General features: G+C 69.3%; 16 protein-coding genes and 1 pseudogene. 8 read left to right on the top strand and 9 right to left on the bottom strand.

Annotated elements, in window-relative coordinates; all coding sequences use genetic code 11:
* Window positions 1-127 precede the first annotated feature (127 nt).
* A complete protein-coding gene (locus tag AC07AW_RS14940) occupies window positions 128-2,722 on the top strand; it encodes a polysaccharide biosynthesis tyrosine autokinase (protein WP_478815848.1) in 2,595 nt (864 codons plus the stop codon).
* Window positions 2,719-3,285 (top strand): arsenate reductase/protein-tyrosine-phosphatase family protein, encoded by a 567-nt coding sequence (locus tag AC07AW_RS14935; protein WP_478815847.1) that lies wholly within the window; start codon window positions 2,719-2,721, stop codon window positions 3,283-3,285. Before AC07AW_RS14940 ends, AC07AW_RS14935 begins: the two co-directional genes overlap by 4 nt.
* Here AC07AW_RS14935 and AC07AW_RS14930 read toward each other — a convergent pair.
* Window positions 3,261-4,265 (bottom strand): polysaccharide deacetylase family protein, encoded by a 1,005-nt coding sequence (locus tag AC07AW_RS14930; RefSeq protein WP_478815846.1) that lies wholly within the window; start codon window positions 4,263-4,265, stop codon window positions 3,261-3,263. The two genes, AC07AW_RS14935 and AC07AW_RS14930, sit on opposite strands and share 25 nt — an antisense overlap.
* Entirely contained in the window at window positions 4,262-5,173 is a 912-nt protein-coding gene (locus AC07AW_RS14925; RefSeq protein ID WP_478815845.1) for a class I SAM-dependent methyltransferase, read from the bottom strand. Before AC07AW_RS14925 ends, AC07AW_RS14930 begins: the two co-directional genes overlap by 4 nt.
* Before the next feature lie 213 nt (window positions 5,174-5,386).
* On the opposite strand from AC07AW_RS14925, the gene AC07AW_RS14920 reads away from it, so the two are divergent.
* The 3 genes from AC07AW_RS14920 to AC07AW_RS14910 all read left to right on the top strand — a co-directional run bounded on the left by AC07AW_RS14920 (window position 5,387) and on the right by AC07AW_RS14910 (window position 8,153).
* A complete protein-coding gene (locus tag AC07AW_RS14920) occupies window positions 5,387-6,367 on the top strand; it encodes a glycosyltransferase family 4 protein (RefSeq protein WP_478815844.1) in 981 nt (326 codons plus the stop codon).
* Window positions 6,364-7,440, top strand: a complete 1,077-nt coding sequence (locus tag AC07AW_RS14915) for a GNAT family N-acetyltransferase (protein WP_478815843.1) — start codon at window positions 6,364-6,366, stop codon at window positions 7,438-7,440. Before AC07AW_RS14920 ends, AC07AW_RS14915 begins: the two co-directional genes overlap by 4 nt.
* A gap of 122 nt (window positions 7,441-7,562) precedes the next feature.
* Window positions 7,563-8,153, top strand: coding sequence for a sugar transferase (locus AC07AW_RS14910; protein WP_478815842.1), 591 nt, complete (start codon window positions 7,563-7,565; stop codon window positions 8,151-8,153).
* An 18-nt stretch (window positions 8,154-8,171) separates the two neighbouring features.
* Here AC07AW_RS14910 and AC07AW_RS14905 read toward each other — a convergent pair.
* The 3 genes and pseudogenes from AC07AW_RS14905 to AC07AW_RS14895 all read right to left on the bottom strand — a co-directional run.
* Window positions 8,172-8,541: pseudogene (locus AC07AW_RS14905) on the bottom strand (transposase); the annotation flags it as partial.
* Window positions 8,542-8,888: 347 nt separating this feature from the next.
* Window positions 8,889-9,674 (bottom strand): WecB/TagA/CpsF family glycosyltransferase, encoded by a 786-nt coding sequence (locus AC07AW_RS14900; RefSeq protein ID WP_478815841.1) that lies wholly within the window; start codon window positions 9,672-9,674, stop codon window positions 8,889-8,891.
* Complete coding sequence (locus AC07AW_RS14895) at window positions 9,668-10,663, bottom strand: NAD-dependent epimerase/dehydratase family protein (protein WP_478815840.1); 996 nt, start codon at window positions 10,661-10,663, stop codon at window positions 9,668-9,670. The genes AC07AW_RS14900 and AC07AW_RS14895 overlap by 7 nt, the downstream gene beginning before the upstream one ends.
* A gap of 1,401 nt (window positions 10,664-12,064) precedes the next feature.
* Between AC07AW_RS14895 and AC07AW_RS14890 the strand changes: the two genes are divergently transcribed.
* Window positions 12,065-13,156, top strand: coding sequence for a PP2C family protein-serine/threonine phosphatase (locus tag AC07AW_RS14890; protein ID WP_478815839.1), 1,092 nt, complete (start codon window positions 12,065-12,067; stop codon window positions 13,154-13,156).
* Between the two features lie 402 nt (window positions 13,157-13,558).
* Here AC07AW_RS14890 and AC07AW_RS14885 read toward each other — a convergent pair whose 3' ends face one another.
* Window positions 13,559-15,961, bottom strand: a complete 2,403-nt coding sequence (locus tag AC07AW_RS14885; RefSeq protein WP_478815838.1) for an ATP-binding SpoIIE family protein phosphatase — start codon at window positions 15,959-15,961, stop codon at window positions 13,559-13,561.
* Between the two features lie 900 nt (window positions 15,962-16,861).
* On the opposite strand from AC07AW_RS14885, the gene AC07AW_RS14880 reads away from it, so the two are divergent.
* Window positions 16,862-18,184: an ammonium transporter gene (locus AC07AW_RS14880; protein WP_478815837.1), complete on the top strand. Its 1,323-nt coding sequence runs from the start codon at window positions 16,862-16,864 to the stop codon at window positions 18,182-18,184.
* On the top strand, window positions 18,181-18,519 hold the full coding sequence (locus tag AC07AW_RS14875; RefSeq protein WP_478815836.1) for a P-II family nitrogen regulator: 339 nt from the start codon (window positions 18,181-18,183) through the stop codon (window positions 18,517-18,519). Before AC07AW_RS14880 ends, AC07AW_RS14875 begins: the two co-directional genes overlap by 4 nt.
* 464 nt (window positions 18,520-18,983) lie before the next feature.
* On the opposite strand, the gene AC07AW_RS14870 is transcribed toward AC07AW_RS14875, so the two are convergent.
* From AC07AW_RS14870 to AC07AW_RS14860, 3 genes are all read right to left on the bottom strand, one after another.
* The gene (locus AC07AW_RS14870; protein WP_478815835.1) at window positions 18,984-19,196 is read right to left on the bottom strand and encodes a hypothetical protein; all 213 of its coding nucleotides are present in this window, start codon (window positions 19,194-19,196) and stop codon (window positions 18,984-18,986) included.
* Between the two features lie 127 nt (window positions 19,197-19,323).
* The gene (locus AC07AW_RS14865) at window positions 19,324-19,569 is read right to left on the bottom strand and encodes a hypothetical protein (RefSeq protein WP_478815834.1); all 246 of its coding nucleotides are present in this window, start codon (window positions 19,567-19,569) and stop codon (window positions 19,324-19,326) included.
* Window positions 19,570-19,678: 109 nt separating this feature from the next.
* Window positions 19,679-19,795 carry a hypothetical protein gene (locus AC07AW_RS14860; RefSeq protein ID WP_478816249.1) on the bottom strand — a complete coding sequence of 39 codons (117 nt, stop codon included), beginning with the start codon at window positions 19,793-19,795 and terminating at the stop codon, window positions 19,679-19,681.
* Between the last annotated feature and the right edge of the window lie 115 nt (window positions 19,796-19,910).

Raw genomic sequence — 19,910 nt, 5'->3', positions numbered from 1 at the left:
CCGGCACCAGGTCGGGCTCGTCGGCAGACACGCCCGACGGCGCTCTTCTCCTGGCCCGTCCATAGGTAAAATGCCCGTTATGCCACGAGCTGTTACGACGCGATCAGTGGTGAACGATCGACCACGCATGCCCTTGATCGCCATGGCGGCTTTCTGGACTCTCCTGGGAGGTATCCCCGCACAGTTCGGGCTGAACGGCCCCGCCACGGTACTGATCTTCCTCGCCGCCGTGATCGCGCTGCCCTACGCCACGCTGCGTCGGCCCGTCCTCGCCCACACTGCCCACCCAGCCGTTCTCCGGCCATCGTCAGGGGTGCCGCTTCCCCTGTGGCTCTTCGCCGGCCATGTGATCGCCTCGGAAATTCAGCAGCGGACCCAGGCCGGCGCCCAGAACACCCTGGTGTACGTGTCCTTCGTCGCCGTGATCGCCCTGGCCTCCGCGTGGACCTCGACGGAGTCGCCCCTGCGGCTCCTGCGCTGGCTCCGCGGCGCGTCCGTCGTGGCCGCCATCGCCTATCTGGTGACGGTGGTTCTGTTCGGGCCGGGGAACGGCGTCCTGTACCCCGGGCGTCTGTTCGGTGAGGTCGTCTGGATCGGGATGGTCGGCGCCGTGCCGCTGGCGGAGCGTTCGCGCCGGGGTTGGCTCGCGCCGTGCCTGCTGGTGACCGCGGACATCCTGTCCCTGTCCCGTACGTCCGCCGCCGTGTGCCTGGTGCTGGTCCTCGGGATGGTGCTCAAGGGCCGAGGCCGGGGTGAGTTCCGTCGGGCCTTTGTGCTCGCCACGGTGATGGCGGTGGCTGTGTACCTCCTGGTGGAGAGGTACCGGCCGCTGCAGAACCGCTTCACCCAGAACGACAAGCAGACCTTCGCAGGGGTGGAGATCGGCACCTCGGGTCGTTCGTGGCTCTGGGAGACCACCTGGGCCTCGGTCAAGGAGGCTCCGTGGCTCGGCCACGGCATCGGCAGTGTGGAACGTGTCGTCGGCCATCCGCACAACGACTATCTGAGGCTGTGGCACGACCTCGGACTGCTCGGTCTCGCCCTGTGGGCGCTGGCGATCCTCGTGATCGGACGCGGGGTGTTCCGCCGCAGACGCGCCGCGCGGAACGACGACGACTGGGCGATCCACCAGGCCGCCCTGCTCGCCGTGGTCGGGCTGAGTCTCAACGTCGCCACCTCCAACCTGCTCGTCTACCTGTTCGTCATGATGCCGGTCGCGGTGGTCATCGGTACCAGCATGGGCCGATCCGCGAGCGACCCCGATCTCCCTCAAAGACACCCAAGTTCCTCACCTCCGAAGGGGCGCACGTTGGATCTGCGTGGTTTCCTCAAGGCCCTGCGACTGCGATGGCTCTCCATCACTGCTCTCGCTCTCGTCGGTCTCGGCGCCGGAATCGCCTTCACCTCGTTCTCGACTCCCCAGTACCGAGCCACCAGTCAGATCTTCGTCTCCGCCCGTACCACATCGGACATCACGGAACTCAATGCGGGCAACACGTTCTCGCAGGCACGCGTGGAGTCCTACGCCGACATCATCACGAGCCCCCGGATCGCCGAACTCGTCGTCCAGCGGCTCAGCCTGCCGATGACGCCGGCCAAGCTGGCCGAGCACATCAGCGCCGAGGTCAAGCTCGGCACGGTGCTGATCGACATCACCGTCACCGACCGCAACCCCGCGCTGGCCGCACGGATCGCCAACACCGTCGCGAGCGAGGGGAGCAGCGAACTGGTGAAGCTGGAGACACCGCAGGGGGAGACGCTCTCCCCCGTGAGCATCGGCGTCACGCGCAATGCCGAACCGCCGACCACTCCGATCAGCCCGAGGCCCCTGCTCAACACCTTGGTCGGACTGTTCGCCGGCCTTCTCGCCGGCATCGGCTTGGCTGCCCTGCGTGACACGCTCGACACGACCCTGCACACCGGCGCCGCGATGGCCGAGGCGACCGGGCTGGCGGTTCTGGGCACCATCCCGTTCGACAAGGAGGCGCCGGACAAGCCACTCGCGGCCGGCCCGGCGGCCCACGGTGCCCGCGCGGAAGCCTTCCGGCTGGTGCGGACCAACCTGCAGTTCGCCCAGGTCGACCACAAGCCCCGGGTGATCATGGTGACGAGCCCACTGCCGAGCGAGGGCAAGACCAACACCGCCACCAACCTCGCGCTCTCTCTGGCCGAGACCGGCGCCAGGATCTGTCTGGTCGACGCGGACCTGCGCAACCCCTGTATCGCCAAGACCTTCGGACTCGTCCAGGGCGCCGGTCTCACCAGCGTCCTCATCGGCGCGGCGACCGCCCTCGACGTCATGCAGCAGTTCGGGGAGCAGGGCCTCAGCGTGCTGACTTCGGGACCGATCCCCCCGAACCCCGGGGAGCTGCTCGCCTCGGAACGGATGCGGGAGATCCTGAATGACCTGACCGAGGACTTCGACATCGTCGTCGTGGACAGCGCCCCCCTGCTGCCTGTCGCCGACACCGTGGGGCTCGCCCCGATCGTCGACGGGACGGTCCTCGTCGTGCGAGCCCGGCGTACTCCGGCCGAGCGCGTGAAGGCGGCGGTCGACGCCCTGCACTCGGTGAGCGCACCGGTTCTCGGCAGCGTGCTGAGCATGGTCCAGCTGACCAGCAACGGGTACGGGTACGGGTACGGGGAGCGTCCCTCCGGCCTGGAGGACTTTCTCGTACCCCCGCAGAAGGCGGAAGCCGACGCGATCGGAACCGCGCAGTGAGCGCGTTCACGGTGCTGTTCGTCTGCACCGGCAACATGTACCGATCGCCGATCGCCGAACGGTTGCTCCCCGTACATCTGGGCGCGGCCGCCGATGGCTTCCGGAGCATCAGCGCCGGAACAGCAGCGCGGCCGGGGGCTTCGCTGAACCCCCGGAGCACGGCCGTGATCGAGGATCTCGGAGGCCGGGCAGCCGGGTTCACGGCCCGACGGCTGACGGCCGACCTGATCGGCTCGGCCGACGTGGTGCTCGGGCTCGCGCGGGAGCACCGCGAGGCCGCGCTACAGCTTCGGCCTGCGGCGCTGCGGCGCTGCTTCACGCTGGAGGAGTTCGTGCGCCTCACGGGTGGACGGCGTTTCGAGAGCGGCCCCGCGGACGCGGTGGCCTGCGCTGCCGCGGCCCGCGGCCGAAGCGCCCCCGTGGCACCGGAGTCGGACGACGTCGAGGACCCCGACGGCCGCCCCCTGGCCGAGTTGCGCGTCTGCGCCGCTCAGATCGACCGAGCGCTGCGCCAGGTGGCGGCAGCGCTCACGGCTGGTCAGGACCTGCTACTGAGCGGCTGACCCACGTGCGCGACGACACGGGCGGCCTTTCGCCCGACGCGGAACAGGGCAGGGTGCAGCCCGGAAAGGATGGTCTCCAGCCGGTCCACGCTGGTCCGGCTGGAGACCACGAGCCGATCGATCCGCAGCGGGTGGCGGGCCCCCGGAGCGGCGAGTCGGTGGTTGTACAGGAATCCGGAGCGATACCCGGCCCGGGCGAGCAAGCGGTGGGCCCGCTCGTCGACGTTTCCGTTGGGGTAGGCGAACGAAGACGGCGGGCGGCCGAGCAGCTCCGTCAGCCGCTCGTGCGCCTGCAGTACCTCCGTACGCACCTGGTCGTCGTCACACCGGTCGAGGCAGGGGTGGGTCAGTGTGTGGTTACCGACGACGACCCCGCCCTCCTCCAGCGCACGTAGTTCGCCGACGGTGAGCTGCTGGGGGCGCGGGCTGGACACGGTGGCCGTCGCCCGCAGCTCCGCAAGGGCCAGCTGTCGGTCACGCTCGGACAGCAACTTCAGGGTGTGCGGGGTCAACTCGGGCCGGGTGGGTGGGATCCGGTGGGTCGTGCCGCCGTGCCGGACCAGGTGTTCGGCCTCGTCCCACCAGAACGGAGCCCGGACACCCACCAGGCCGGGAATGACGAAGCAGACGGCGGGGATGCCGCGCGCCGCCAGCATCGGCAGGGCGTGCGTGTACACGCTGCGGTCACCGTCGTCGAAGGTGACGAGGACGCTGTGGGCGGGGAGCGTCCGGCCGCCGTGGGCCGCCTCCTCGACCTGCTCCAGTGACACCGGCACGAACGAGCGCTGCAGCACGTCGAGGTGGGCCTCGAAGGTCGCCGGGTCCTCCACGCCGTGATAGCCGAGGACGGCCAGTCGGGGCGCTGCCCGGCGGTGGAACCACGCCTGGGCCGGCGAGCGGCGCAGCACCGCGTCCGGCGCCTGCCAGGAGTCGTATCGCGCGTACCAGCCGGCGAGCCTGGCCCTGACCGCCGGGTTCACGCCCGGGCCAGGGCGGGGAACGACGCACCGATGCCGACGCCCTGGTACCAGTGGTCGTGCGGCTTCTCGTTGAAGTGGAGGAACTCGCGCTGCTGCTCCTCGGCCCAGCGCGACAGCTCCTGCCAGCAGTAGGTCTTCGTCGCCACCACGACCGCACCAGGTGCCAGCAGAGAGGTCGCTGCCGCGAGTTCGGCACGCTCGTGTTCCGGGGTGTGCCCCGTGTCCACGAAGAGCAGATCGATCGGCCGGCGCCGCACCACCGGACTCGCCAGGAACTCGAGCGAGTCACCGACCACGTGCTCGATCACCTGGTCGTACGGAGGAAGGATGAGTTCGCCCGATCGGTCGTCGAGGTCGACGGTCGCCAGTCGGCCCCGGCCGTTCTTCAGCATCGCGGCGGCGATCACCGCACTCCCCATGCCGCGGTTGGTGCCGGTCTCCACCACGAACTCCGGACGCAGGGCACGGACGATGGCGTACCAGCCGATCCTTCGGCCGTATCTGACGACCCGGTCGGTGATGGCGCTCCGCGGGCTGTCGGCCAGGCCATCGGCGATGATCCGGCGCAGTTCGGCATCCTCCTGAAGCTCCGCCAGATAGCCGCGCACGACGTTCACCCGACTGCCCGTCACCGTACTGACGAACCAGGCCAGATGCTCCATGTTCAGCGGTTCGAGATCGTAGGTGTAGTGGACGTACTCACGAGAGCGCACCAGCCAGGAAGCCGTCTGCTTGGCGACACGGGCGTTGTGCCGAGCCACCTTCGCGAACCGCCCCGGAAAGGCGGCGTAGTGCGCCAACTGGCTTGCTGCGATTCGGCGGGCCAGCTCATTGCTCTGCATGAATACTCCTATTGAGTCTTCTCCGGCTCCGCTGCCGATTCCTGACTTGCCGTTCACTGCGTTCATGGCAATTTATCCAGCATGGAAAGAAAGTCCCGATCGACACGCCACCTCGCAGACCGCCCGCGAGTGGTCCTCCTGGTGCCGTTCCTCTCGGAGTTCCGGCGCTCCTTCTATCGCCGCCTCGAAGAGGATCTGAACGCCCGCGGGATCCGTCTCGTGATCGCTTACGGTGCGCCGTACAGCGAGGATCAGGAAGCACGCCGAGACGTGATCCACATGGACGGCGCAGTGCGGCTGAAACAGCGGAGCGCCTGGGTGGCGGGTCGACCGCTGGTGCACAAGCGTCTGGGCACGCTCGCCCACTCGGCGGATGTCGTGGTGGTCGACCAGTCGCTTCGGAACATGGAGCTGTACCCCCTGCTGCTACGGCAGTTGACGGGCCGCGGGCCGGCGGTCGCGATGTGGGACCACGGTCGCACCTACACCCGTCCGCAGTCCGGGCTGGAACAGTCGCTCAAGTATTGTCTGACCCGGCGTGCCCGCTGGTTCTTCTCCTACACCGCCGGTGGGGCGCGAGCCGTCACCGAGCACCGGTTTCCGCGCCAGCGTGTGACGGTCGTCCAGAACGCCGTCGACACCAAGGCGCTCGGCGACGCGTACCGCAGTGTGACCGAGGACCAGAGCGCCGAGCTGCGCCGGACGTACGGCCTCACGGCCGGTCGCACCGGCCTCTTCGTCGGAGCCCTCAGCTCCGGCAAGCGCATCCCGTTTCTGATCGAGGCGGCAGAGAAGATCGCCGACCGCCTGCCCGGCTTCCGGCTCCTGGTGGCGGGAACCGGTCAGGAGCAGCAGATCATCGAGGCCGCGGCGGCACGGAGGCCCGTCGTGGTGCCCGTCGGCCAGGCGTTCGGTGACCGCAAGGCCCTGCTGGGCGCGGTGTCCGACGTCATGCTGATGCCGGGCCTTGTGGGACTGTGCGCGGTCGACTCGTTCGTCCTGCAAACACCCATCGTCACGACCGCGTGGCCCTGGCACGCCCCGGAGTTCGAGTACCTCGAACACGGCCGCAACGCCTGCGTCGCGCCGGACGACCCGGGGCAGTACGCCGCCGCCGTGGCGGCGCTGCTCTCCGACCCCGAACGACTCGACGCCATGCGCGAGGAATGCCGGCGAGACGCCAGCCGGTACACCGTCGAGGAGATGAGCCGGCGGTTCGCCGACGGTCTCGTCCGGCTCCTTGAGGACAGACAGAGGTGATCCGCACAGCGATCCCCCAGGCGCCCGCCACCGCCGGCTTCGAGGTGCACCGCACGCCGAGCAGCCTGGCGCCACTGGAAGACGCGTGGCGCGACCTGGTCAAGAACGTCCCCGGCTCCTCGTACTTCATCACCCCGGACTGGGTGCTCGGCTCGTGGCAGGCCATAGATCCGGCCACCACCGCCGAGGTGGCCGTGTGGACCGGTCCCGGTGGGCGCGTGGAGGCGGTCGTCCCCCTGGTACGCGTCCGCGAGCGGCTGCACCGCCGGCTCCCGCTCCCGGTTGCCTGTTGGACCCTTCTCGGAGCCGGCGCCGACGCGGCGGACCACGGACTGTTCCCCGCCCTGCCGCACCGCCGTGACGACGTCCGCGCCTTCCTCAGGGCGCGTACCGGGCGCAGCAGTTGCTGGTTCCCCGCGATGGACCCGGAGGCCGATCCCGGGCTGCTTCCTCCCGGGACGCGTCGGATCACCACCACGGCCTGCCCACGCCTGGCGATCGGCCCGGACAACACCGTCGGCTCCCAGAGTTTCCGGCAGCTCATGGCGCGGCGCCGACGGCAGCTCGCCGCGGCCGGTGTCTCGTTCCGCTGGGTCCCTCCGCAGGAGATGACGGCCGAGGTGACCGACGTCGTGATCAGGCTCCACCGGGCGCGGCAGGACGTGAAGGGCGTCACGACGACCTTCGGGCCCGGCCGACGCGGCTTCCATCTGCGGCTCCAGGCCCACGCGGCTCCCGGACGGGGTCCCGCAGCCCTGCTGGCCGAGCGCGACGGCAGCGCGGTAGGGGCCGTCTACGGATTCCTGTGGCAGAACACGTTCGCCTACTACAACGGCGGCTGGGATGCGGCGTACGCCCGGATGAGTCTTGGCACCGTCCTGCTGCACCAGACCATCGCCGCCGTGGCCGAGTCGGGTGTGGAGACCTTCGACTTCCTGCGCGGCAACGAGACCTACAAGTACCGGTCGTTCGGCGCACGGGACCGCCACGACGAAAGCTGGCTCAGGTCCCGCAGCCCGGCAGCACTGCTCGCGGGCACAGCCCTCGGGCTGCACCATCGACGGTCCGGCTGAAGAGTTCGCCACCCCGTCAAGGTGCGGCGTCGCAATCACGTGGGGATTGCGAGAAGGCACCACCACCACCCGATCAACCCATTCGTGACGACTGTCCCAGTGTTTCCGCGAACGGATGCAGCATGCCCACCAAGCGAATCATCGATGTTGCCGGCAGCATTGTTCTGCTCCTGCTGGCCGCCCCCCTGCTCTGCGTCATCGCTCTCGTGATCGTGTCGAATTCACCGGGCAGCGTGATCTACCGACAGGTCCGGGTCGGGCTGCACGGCCGCCCCTTCGAAATCCTCAAATTCCGCACCATGCGGGTCGGGGCACACGCCGAGAGGGACTCGCTCGCAGCACTCAACGAGACGGACGGCCATCTCTTCAAAGTCCGCGACGACCCGAGGATCACTCCGGTGGGGAAATGGCTGCGGCGACTCTCACTGGACGAACTGCCCCAGTTGGTGAACGTGTTGCGGGGCGAGATGTCCCTCGTCGGACCACGCCCGCTGATCCTCGCGGACTCCGGCTACACCGGTGACGCCCGCACCCGGCTCTCGGTGGTCCCGGGGCTGACCGGACTGTGGCAGGTCAGCGGCCGGTCCATGCTCGCCTGGGAGGAAATGGTGAAGCTCGACCTGCACTACGTCAAACACCAGTCCCTGTCCCTGGACCTCGCCATTCTCATCCGAACGGTCTCGGCCGTCCTCAGCTCCAAGGGCGCCTACTGAGACCGTGTCCTATGTGGTGAGGCGGACGCCGATGCGCTTGCCGCGGAGCCATCTCGGCAGTTCAGGTATGTCGTAGGCCTTGTCGGCATGCAGGCGCTGGGGTTTGAAGTGACGGCTGCGGTGGGTCGTCGAGGCGGTGCAGGATGTCCTCGTGCAGCCGGCCCCAGACTCCAGCTCCAGACCAGATCAGGAACCGGCGGCGGGCGGTCGACTTCGAGATGTCGAAGCAAGGCGGTAGGGCCCGCCGGGCGCAGTCGGGCACCAGCGCGTAGACGATCGCGGCGAATACCGTCTCATCAGGCGTGTCCTGTGTCCCGCCACCCTGCGGCCGCACTCGACATGGCGGGATCAGCGGCTTCGCGATCTCCCACAGCCCGTCCGGAACGATCCAACGCCACGCCCCGCCCCATCCAGTGACCTCAACGGCCGCCTCACCACATAGGACATGGTCTCAATCGGAGCACCGACGACGACGTCTGCGCCGGAGCCTCACCACGCCATCCGCAGAGGTGACCAGCACGCCCCTGTTCACGGGTTCCCGATCCGGTTGGTCACGGACGCGCGACGATGCCGGGCGGCGCGAGTGCAGGCGCCACCCGGCATCGAATCGACCCAGCGGATATCGAGCCCGTACGGATGGAGTGGCCGCCCAAGGAAGCACGAACCGCCGGGCCACGACGGTCGGTCCCACGGCCCCACCGCGACCGACCGACCTCGGGGCCAAACGGTCGGTCCTCAGCCCTCGCCGGACCCGACCAGCCTCGGCGGCCGCAAGGCCGTACGCACCACATAGGAGGGGTTGTTGCGGAGATAACGCCGCCAGAGCCGACGGGGCTCCTTGAACAGCCGGTACGACCACTCCAGCCCGTGCTGCCGCATCCACTCGGGTGCCTGGGGCATGAGGCCGGCGTGGAAGTCGAACGCTGCACCCACTCCGAGCAAGACGGCGGAGTCGAGCCTGGCGCGATGCTCGGCCATCCACCGTTCCTGCTTCGGGGTGGACAGCCCGACCCAGACCAGATCGGCTCCGCTGTCGTTGATACGGCGTACGACGGCCTCGTCCTCCTCGACCGTCAGCGGCCTGAAGGGCGGTGAATGGGATCCGGCGATCTTCAGCCCGGGAAACCGGCGGAGCAGAGCCTCCTCGAGCAGTTCGGGAACGCCCTGTGCGCCACCGTAGAGGTACGAGGACCAGCCGCGCTCGGCTGCCTGCGACAGGACGGACAGCATCAGGTCCGCACCGCGCACCTGACGCATCCATGGTGCACCGGCGCGGTGCCCCGCCCAGACCATCGGCATGCCATCGGGGACGGTGAGCCCCGAGGCGTTGTGGATGCGGCGCAGAGCGGGGTCCCGCTGCGATTCCATGACACCGTGGACTCCCGTCACACAGACATAGGACCGCTCGCCGGACTCGATCCAGCGTGAGATCGACGCGACCGCCGAATCCGGGGTCACCGCGCTCACCCCCACCCCCAGCACATCGACCCTCACCGGGCTACCCGGCGCGCTCGTCAGCACTGGTGGGGCCGCCCTTCGAGCTGGGCCTTCACCTGGTCGTACACCCAGCGGTAGGTGGTCTCGAGACCCTGCACGAGAGACGACTCCGGAGCCCAGCCGAGTTCCTTGCGGATCCGGGTGTTGTCGCTGTTGCGACCGCGCACCCCGAGCGGACCCGGAACGTGACGGTGCCGCAGCCTGACGCCGGCGATGTCCTCGACGATCCCGTACAGCTGGTTGATGGACACCAGATGGTCCGAACCGATGTTGAGCGGATCGGTGCACTCGCTGCGGGTGAGCCGCAGCGTGCCGTCGATGCAGTCGTCGATGTAGGTGAAACTGCGTGTCTGCTCGCCGTCACCCCAGATCTCGATCTCGGCGTCTCCGGTGAGCTGGGCGCGAGCGACCTTGCGGCAGGCGGCCGCCGGCGCCTTCTCACGGCCACCCGTCCAGGTGCCGTACGGGCCGTAGACGTTGTGGTAGCGAGCGGTGCGCGTGGCCACTGCGTAGTCCTCGCGGAAGTGCCGTGCCATGCGCTCGCTGAACAGCTTCTCCCAGCCGTACCCGTCCTCGGGCATGGCGGGATAGGCGTCCTCCTCACGCAGAGGGAGCACGTCGATGTCGGTCTGCTTGTCAGCGGCGTACACACATGCGGACGACGCGTAGAAATAGCGGCCTACGCCCGCTTCCCTGGCGGCGAGCAGCATGTGCGTGCTGGAGAGAACCGAGAGCATGCAGGCAGCCTTGTTGCTCTCGATGAAGCCCATGCCACCCATGTCGGCGGCCAGATGGTAGACCTCACGGGCACCGCCTTCGAGTACGCCCCTGCAGGTGTCGAGCAGGGAGACGTCCCCCTCCACGTTCTCCGCATCGTCGTGCACCTGATACCACTCGGTGAGCGGCTTGCGGTCGACGGCCCGCACGCCGCATCCCTCGGCGAGCAGGGCTCGGGTCAGATGCCCGCCGATGAATCCCCCGGCTCCCGTGACCACCACATCGATGTCACCCACTGTGTACTCCTTGGCGTTCGTGTACGAAGGGCTTGAGCTACGGTTACGCCCCGCTCGCCCCTCCGGCCGCATTGCCGGAGAACACCGGGCCGAGCCCACCCGGCTGGCCGAGCGACCCCCGAATCACCCTGGTGGTCCGTCAGGCCCGGACCGTTACCCGCGACGGGATCCATCACGAGGAAGATCTGGAATGGCCGGCGATCTGCACGAGGCTGCGCTCCTCCGGCATGCCACTGGCGACGATCCGTCAGTACATCGAGCTGGTCCGCCAAGGACAGGGCAAGGACAACGAGCGGCTGGAGTTGCTGCGCCGGCACGCCACCATGTGGAGGGGCAGATCCTGGAGCTGCAGGAGACCTTGGCCGCGATGAGGCAGAAGGTGCGGATCCACGAGGATCATCTCGTCCGTGGCGACGCCGACCGGCTCTGGAATCCGTCCCACCCAGACGCCGCCCAAGCCCTCACTCACCAGGAGTGCCATCCGCCAGAGGGTACGTGATCGTTCGGTTACGCTCTGTGCGGCGTCGACCGCAACCTCTACCGCTCCATCACCCGCGGCGCCCAGTTCGCCGGCTGCGCACCGCCGGGAACCCACGTTCGATCCGGCGGCCCCAATCGGTAAGCGGACGGCTTCTGTCCCCCACCACGAAGAGCTGCCCTGGAGGAACGATCCGTCGTATTCATGGAGCGCCATCAACTCCGCTCGGCTGTGCGGACGGACACCCCGCATGGCGCGCCAACGCCCCTGGCATCTATCGCTTCTGGCGCGACATCGGCTATGCCTCTGGAGGCCTGACCGCCGGCGTCCTCGCCGACTGGCTCGGCCTCAACGCCACCGTCATCGCCGCCGCCGTCCTCACCACCGCGTCCGGCCTCCTCTCGGCCCGCCGGTTCACCGGACACCGCCCCGACACCCGCTCCGCTCCCACGTGACAGGACGGTGCCCGCGAGATCCGAGATCGCCGATCCGCCAACGACCAGATTTCGATCCGGTCGTACGACCGGCTCCTGCGTGGCGGCAGCAATGCGGACACCACGCTCCCCGGCCTGCTCGACACCGAAACCGGAGACCTCAGCCGCGACTGGTAGCAAGGGCCGGGCCGGTGCCGGACACGTGAAGGCAGGAGCGGGACGGCCTCCGCCTTCGCCTCGTACGGGGTTCTTCCCGGCGTCACGCCTCTCAGACTGAAGGGGCCGGAGGCTTCCGGCGGCGACCAGCCGGCTTCGACGAAGGGGTTACTCTTGGTATTCGGTTTTCACCATCCGTGACGTTTCCCGGGCCCTACGAGCCACTGGCACATCACGCGGTCGCGCTCTCGCAAGCCGGCAGGCGTGCTCTGCCCTACCCGGAGCCCGCTCGTCACGTCGCTGAGCGCGCCCCTCGCGGATACTCTGGGATTCATGATCGAGTCCGGACGGCCGCGGCTCCGGCAGAGCTACGGCTACGGCAGGCTTGTGCGGCTGTCACCGGTGATTCTGACCGTCGTGATCGCCAGCCTGGCTTACGCCACCCCGCCGGAGATGGCCTTCAGCCGCCTCCTGCCCGCGGCGCCGGCTCTGGCCGCCGCCATGTGGCCGGTCCTCCCGACCGTCCTGCTCGGGACCGTCTGCCTCTTTCTGATGATCGGCCTCAGCTTCGTCTTCCCCGATCTGGGGACGTGGTGGACGTGCGGGGGGATCATCGCGGTCACCGTGGCCGCAGCATACGGAAGCCACGTCCGGCTTCAGCGGGAGCGCACCCTCTTTCAGGTACGGCTCGTCGCCGACGCGGCCCAGCAGGTGGTGCTACGGCCCCTGCCGCACCGTTTCCGGAACGTCGAGATCGAATCGCTGTACCTCGCGGCCGCGGCAGAAGCCCGCATCGGCGGGGACTTCTACGAGGTGGTCGATACGCCGTACGGGGTACGGCTACTCATCGGCGACGTGCGGGGCAAAGGCCTGCCGGCAGTGGGGGCGGCCGCGGCGATCGTGAACGCCTTCCGGGAGGCGGCACACGGCGAGGCCTCCATGACCGACATCGCCCGCAGGCTCGACGCCAGCTGCGCCCGGCACAACGCCGCCCATCCACCCGAGGCACCGATGGAACGCTTCGCCACCGCGCTGCTCGTCGAGATCCCGCATCAAGGCAGCCGCATCACCATCGTCAACTGCGGACACCCCCCACCGTTGGTCCACAGCCTGAGGAACGTGCGCATCCTCGAGCCGTCCGCCCCGTCGCCCCTGCTCAGCCTCGCGGAGTTGATCGGTGACCAGTACCGTGCGGACGCCTTCGACTTCGCTCCCGGCGAGCTTCTCCTCCTCTATACGGACGGGATCGCCGAAACCCGCGCCCGGGACGGTGAGTTCTTCCCGTTGACAGAATGGATGCGTCGACAGCTCCCCACACCTCCCCGTGACCTGCTCACGGCCCTGCACCACGACCTCCTCCGTCACAGCAGAGGCAGCCTCGACGATGACATCGCCGCCTTGGCCGTACGCCTGCACACCCCATGAGCCATGCGCACGGAGAGGCCGTGAGCTCCCACGCCGCTCAGCCTTGAGCCAACCGTCCTCTCCCGATCCAACAGTGTCGCGAGGGAGGAACTCGCTCACGCCAGTGACGGTCGGCAGCAGGGCAGCAGAAGCCGGCTGTCGCCGATCTCGTGTCACCGCGTGGCCCCATACGATCCGGCGTTGAACGCTCCCGTCACGCTGCTCGCCGACGCAACGCCCACCGCTCCCCCTCTCGTCCTTCGCCCCTGGTGCGCGGACTCCGTTGCTGCCCTGGTTCAGGCCCACCAGGACCCCGTTCTGCGGCGTTGGACCAGCTCTCCCCTGGAGAGTGCGGACGACGGGCCTGCGGTGTGGGAGCGGCACCGGGATCCGAGCCACCCGCGGGGGGGCGGCGCGCGGCCGTCAAGCCAAGGGCAAGGCCTGTTCCGCCCAGATCGTTTTCCCTGCCGGCATGTAGCGCGTCCCCCAGTGCTCGGTGAGCTGGGCGACCATGAACAGTCCACGTCCGCCCTCCTCGTCGCTGCCGGCGTAACGGGCATGCGGTGAGGTGTGCTGCGAGTCGGAGACCTCACAGATGAGAGAACGGTCCCGGATCAACCGCAGACCGATCGGGCCGGAGGCGTGGCGGATCGCGTTGGTGACCAGTTCACTGACCACCAGTTCCGTGGTGAAGGCCAGATCGTCCAGTCCCCACCGCCCAAGCTGTTCCGCGGCCATCGCACGTGCGCCCGCGACGAGCGCGGGGTCCGAGGGCAGCTCCCAGGTCGCCACCTGACGTGACCCCAGCACACGGGTGCGCACGACGAGGAGCGTCGCGTCGTCCTGCACCTGGTCCGATGCCAGCTCCGCGACGATCTGGGCGCACAATCGGTCGGACGACGATCCCCGCTGCTCGCCGAGTACCGCCGCCAACCGCTCCAACCCTGCGTCGATGCCCTTCCCCCGGGCCTCCACGAGGCCATCGGTGAACAGGACGACCAGACTTCCCTCGGCGAGCTCCACTTCCGCGCCCTCGTATGGAAGCCGTCCCACACCCAGAGCAGGCCCCGGCGGCAGACGAAGGAAGCTGACGGGGCCGTGGGGCTGCACCACAGCCGGCGGCAGGTGTCCCGCCGCCGCCCAGGTACTCGTCCGGGAGGCCGGGTCGTAGATCCCGTAGACGCACGTCGCTCCGACGGCGCCACTGTCGTCTGCGCCTTTCCCGTCCTGGTCCGACGCGTCCTTGCCGACTTGATCGTTCAGCCGGGCCAGGAGTTCGTCGGGTGCGAGGTCCAGCTCGGCCAGGGTGCGCACCATCGCGCGCAAGCGCCCCATGGTGGCAGCGGCCCCGAGTCCGTGCCCGACCACGTCCCCCACGACGAGTCCGACACGTGCCCCTGACAGCGGAATGACGTCGAACCAGTCTCCGCCGGCGCCGAGGTGGCTGTCGGCCGGCAGGTAGCGGCTCGCCGCCTCGACCGCACTCAGCTCGGGCAGCGAGCGTGGCAGCAGGCTGCGCTGGAGCATGAACGCGGCGGTGCGCTCCCGGCGGTACCGCCGGGCGTTGTCGATGCATACGGCGGTCCGCGACGCCAGCTCCTCGGCCACGGCCCGATCGCCGTGGTCGAAGGGTTCCGAGTCGTCGCCCCGCACGTAGGTGACGAGGCCCAATGGCGTCTCCCGCACCATCAGCGGGACGTAGAGCCGCGTCGGCGCGACCACGGCGTCCATGGTCGACCGGCCCGTCGCCAGGCTCTCGGCCTGCGACGATCCGGCGGCGTACGCAACACGCTGGGCCACCCGGGAGGGTTCCCCGTCGGAATCCGCCACGCGTACGAGGTCCCCTGCCGCGACGGGCTTCGGCTCCTCTCCCTCGAGCACTTCTGCCACTACGTCGACAAGCAAGGCGTCGGCGTACTGCGGCACGGCGATCCTGGCGAGCTCCGCTGCCGTTTCGGACGGGTCCAGCGTCGACCCGATCCGCGCGCCGGCCTCCGCGAGGAGCGCGAGGCGCTGCTGCGCACGGTAGTGGTCGGTGACGTCGATGGACTGTTCGCACACGCCCACCGGCTCTCCCCGGCCGTCCAGCAGCCGGAAATAGGACGAGGACCAGACGTGCTCACGCCGCGGGTCGACCGGAGAGCGCCCCCGGAAATGCACGTCGATGACCGGCTCACCGGTCTCGAGGATCTGCTGGACGAGGTCCTCCGGCGGCGCCAGATGCTGGGTGGTGAGGACATCACCGGGAAAGAGTTCGGTCATGGAGCGGCCGAGCAATCCTGTGAGGTCGCCGCCGAGCTCCCGGACACTGGATGCGTTGGCCCACAAGAGGCGCGCGTCGGGACCGTAGATGGTGAGCGTCACCGGCGACTGGGTGACGAGCCCTTGCAACATCGCCTGTCGGGTCTCCCACCAGCGAAGCCCCTCCAGCTCAGCCGCCATGAGGACGGCGGAGGGGGCCTGGCCGGAGGAGACCCCGACGGAGGCGGGGGTCAGGGGATGCAGAGTCACTGCCACCCGTACGGTGTCTCCGCTACGGTGGCGCACGTCCACGACGGCACTGCGTGTCCCATCGAGCCGCAGCCGCTGATCCGACCGCGGCTCTTCCGATCTGTCGCGATCGGCGTGCGAGGTCGCGATCAGGTCCACCGCCCGGCGTCCCAGTACCTGCGAAGCCGGATATCCCAGGAGTGCCTCGGCCTCACGACTCCACCCGACGAGCACTCCGTCTGCGGCGAGCAGGGCGAAGGCGGCCGGGGGCGGGGGCGGGCTGAGGTGCCCCCCTTCGTCCGCCCCGGCAGAAGGAATGAACGGTAGCCCTTCCATGCCCCCATCATCCTTCCGAGCGGTCGTGACCGCAGTGCGCTCGATCAAGTCCAGGCGGCCACCGAGCAGCGCGGGCGAGTGCGCGGCCTTCCGGGTTCTCCACGGAGGGGTCTCACCGAAGTCCCGACACCAGGAAGTCGTGCGCCGTGAAATCGGGACCCGAACCGGAGCGGATCGGCCGAACCGGGAAACCCCCTTGTGCCTGCCACGCTGCGAAATGCTGGCCGAGCGCCGTGCACCACTGGATCAGATGCTCCAGATATCGGCATTCTCGGTGGCATCCGGGACCTGGTCGTCGGGGACGGGGCACGTTCGCCCTGGGTGGTGGCATGGTCATCGAGGGCTGGGACCGGGGAATGAGACATTGCGTGAACGGCCCTGGCTGGGATTGGTTCCCCTATGGCCGCGCGGTGGACGCGTCGGGCCGCCGGCGCCGCGTACGAGTCGGGTTCGGCGATCGTCGGGGCTGGGTCCCGCCCACTCACCCGATCCCCGCCGGACCCGAACACCGCGCGCACCCAGATCCGTCCTTCCAGCACCGTGGTGGATTCCTCGTCCGGCCAGTCACGCCGATGGACTTCCATCGGAGGCGTTCGGCTGACGATTGCCCGCCTTCCCGGCGCGAGGTCATGGGGCACGGGCCTCGCGGCCCCGCTCATCCAGCGCGCAGGCACCCGCGGCGGGCCGCACGTCGTGGCGGCGCGGAACCGGGGGCGAACCCGCGGCGGCTTGCCCCAGCATCGTCGGCAGTAGTGCGGGTGGGCACCCCAGAGCCGCACGCGGCACTGTGAGGGCCAGGTAATCCCCGCGCAACACGAAACACGGCGGAAATGCCTGTGTACGCATCGTGAAACGCGCCGCCATGAGGCTCTCCCCCTGACCCGTAGGAGGAGACCGTTGATGCCCCTCGCCGCCGCACCCCGGCTCGACACCGGCGACACCGCCTGGCTGCTCGCCGCCACCGCGCTCGTTCTGCTGATGACCCCGGGCCTGGCCCTGTTCTATGCCGGCATGGTCCGCACGAAGAGCGTCCTCAACATGCTGATGATGAGTTTCGTGTCGATCGCCCTGGTCACCGTGGTCTGGCTGACTGCCGGCTACTCGCTCGCGTTCGGCGACGACGCCTTCGCCGGCCTGATCGGCGGGCTGGGACACCTCGGCATGGCGGGCATCGGGCCGGACACCCTCACCGGTACGGTTCCCACCCTCCTCTTCGGCACCTTCCAGCTGACCTTTGCGATCATCACGGCGGCGCTGATCAGCGGCGCGGTCGCGGACCGCACCAAGTTCGCGGGCTGGCTCGTCTTCGTACCGGTATGGACGCTTCTCGTATACGTTCCCGTCGCGCACTGGGTGTGGGGCCCAGGCGGCTGGATCACTCACTCGCTTGGCGCCCTCGACTTCGCGGGCGGACTCGTCGTCGAGATCGCCTCGGGCGCCTCGGGCCTCGCGATGTGCCTGGTGCTCGGTCCGCGCATCGGCTTCAAGAAGGACGCGATGCGGCCGCACAATCTGCCGATGGTGCTGCTCGGCGCGGGTCTGCTGTGGTTCGGCTGGCTCGGCTTCAACGGCGGCTCCGCGCTCGGCGCGAACGGCCTGGCCGCCGCGTCCGTCCTCAACACCCTCGTCGCCGGGTGCACCGGCCTCCTCGGCTGGCTCTTCGTCGAGCAGCGGCGCGACGGGCACCCGACCACGTTCGGTGCGGCGTCCGGTGCGGTCGCCGGGCTCGTGGCGATCACTCCGGCGTGCGGGGTCGTCGGCATGCCGGGCGCGGCGGCGATCGGTCTCGCCGCGGGCGTCGTCTGCTCGTACGCGGTCGCCTGGAAGTTCCGCTTCGGCTACGACGACTCCCTCGACGTCGTGGGCGTGCACTTCGCCGGCGGTGTCGTCGGCACGCTGCTGATCGGCCTGTTCGCCACCTCGGTGATGACCGGTGGCAAGGAGGGGCTGTTGTACGGTGGCGGGCTCGGCCTGCTCGGCCGGCAGGCCCTCGCCGTGGCGGCCGTGGCGGCGTACACCTTCCTCGTCACGTACGGAATCGGCAAGGCTCTCGACCGGGCGATGGGGCTGCGGGCCTCCGCCGAGGAGGAGTTGACGGGACTCGATCAGACGGTGCACGCGGAGACCGCTTACGATCACGGCGTGCTCGGCCACGGCGCCGCACCGCTGTACGCCGCGTCCCCCGTCACCTCGCTCGTCAAGGACAGGAAGCCCTCCGCATGAAGCTGATCACCGCGATCGTCAAGCCGTTCCGCCTCGACGAGGTGAAGAACGCGCTCCAGGAACTCGGCATCAACGGGCTGACGGTCACCGAGGCCAGCGGCTACGGGCGCCAGCGAGGACACACCGAGGTGTACCGGGGCGCCGAGTACCGCGTGGACCTCGTCCCCAAGGCACGTATCGAGGTCGTCGTCGAGGACGCCGACGCGGAGCCCGCCATCGAGGCCATCGTCCGCGCCGCCCATACGGGCAAGATCGGCGACGGCAAGGTGTGGGCGGTACCGGTGGAAACGGTGGTGCGCGTGCGCACGGGGCAGCGCGGCCCGGACGCGCTCTGACGTACGGGGTGCACCGCGGCGGCGCTCTGCGGCCGTATCCACGGCACCGCACCGGGTCAGCCGTTCCGCCCACGCCCTTCGCCACCACCCGCCCGGCACCGCACTGGCCGTGACCGGCGGGCACACTCATCAGCCCCCTCCCGTTGCTCTGGGCCTTGTGTCAGGTCGTGACCTGGCACAAGGCCCTTTCGCGTTGCTTCGAGCATGGGATACGAGCGAGCGCCGAAACGTCGGCCGCCGGGCTCTCGACCGACCGCCGGTGCGCCCGACCGCGCGGCAAACATCGATCTCCTCGCCGAGTCGTCGTCGGCGGGCGGAAGCCTGGTCACCGCGCACGACCCGAGCGAGTACCGTGGGGTCACGCACCCGGCGCACAACCACTCCCCCTGGTGTCGCCTGCCCTCACACGGACATCACCGCGAGCTGCCCCATCGATTCAAAAACCACTCGGGGTATTTGACAGGTCAATCGAACCGGTACGTGATCCAGTCCGTTCCGCCCACCGGGACCACGCCTGCCGCTGCGAGCTGTTTGGCCTTTGCCGTGTAGTAGTGGCCGTCCACCCGCGTCCGCGCACCGGACATGGTGTTCTCCACCCACGCACCCTTGGACATGGACTTCCTGGCCCGCTCGCGGAACCTTCGCCAAACCGGCGCGAGCGACGCGTCGTCGGTCATGGCGACGAGGAACGACTCTCCGAGAACGGTGTCCGACTGCGCGCCGAGGTGGATGAAGAGCGAGTCAGGGTTCCTCTTGGGGGCGCACCGCTCCAGTCGCCGGAAGATCGCCTCGGTCCCGTCTCCGTCATATCCGTGCGGGACATGGGCGTAGGCGGAGACGGGGGTGGACGTCGCCGGCGACGGGCCAGCCGGCCGCGTGGCCTGCGGGGAGGATGCCGAGCGGGATCGCGTAGGTGAAGGGGTGAGACAGCGAGCGGATGTTGTGGGCGGCAACACCGGCCCACAGCGCCTGTGCCTGGGGCGTCCGGAACAGTCCGGCCAGGACCGTGGCACGCACAGCGGTGGGCAGCCCGAAGCGGGCGAGCAGCAACGGGTGGTGGGGACGCGGAGCAACGGGCCCAGCGTGTCCTGGGCCAGCGCCTCCCCGTCGCGAACCGGCTCGCCGAGGAGGGCTCGCCATGACGTCCTGTCCGTGGACGTCATCGGCCGGAGCGGGTGGACGCGCTGCACGTGGTCCAAGGGGAGTCGGAGCCGTCGGTGGGCCAGGGTGGACGACGCAGCATGTCCTTCACCTTCACGTGTCCGCGTTCGAGCAGTCCGAGCGCGGCGTCATGGATCTCGTACGCCTGAGTCTGCCGGTGGATCGGCCGGCCTTACAGGCAGATCACCCGTACGTCACCGGGGGCGAGGCCGCAGCGGTCGCTACCGAGG

The organism is Streptomyces sp. NPDC044003, assembly GCF_056435185.1.
The sequence above is the reverse complement of the archived record's forward strand: the minus strand, read 5'-3'. Positions and strand labels throughout refer to the sequence as shown.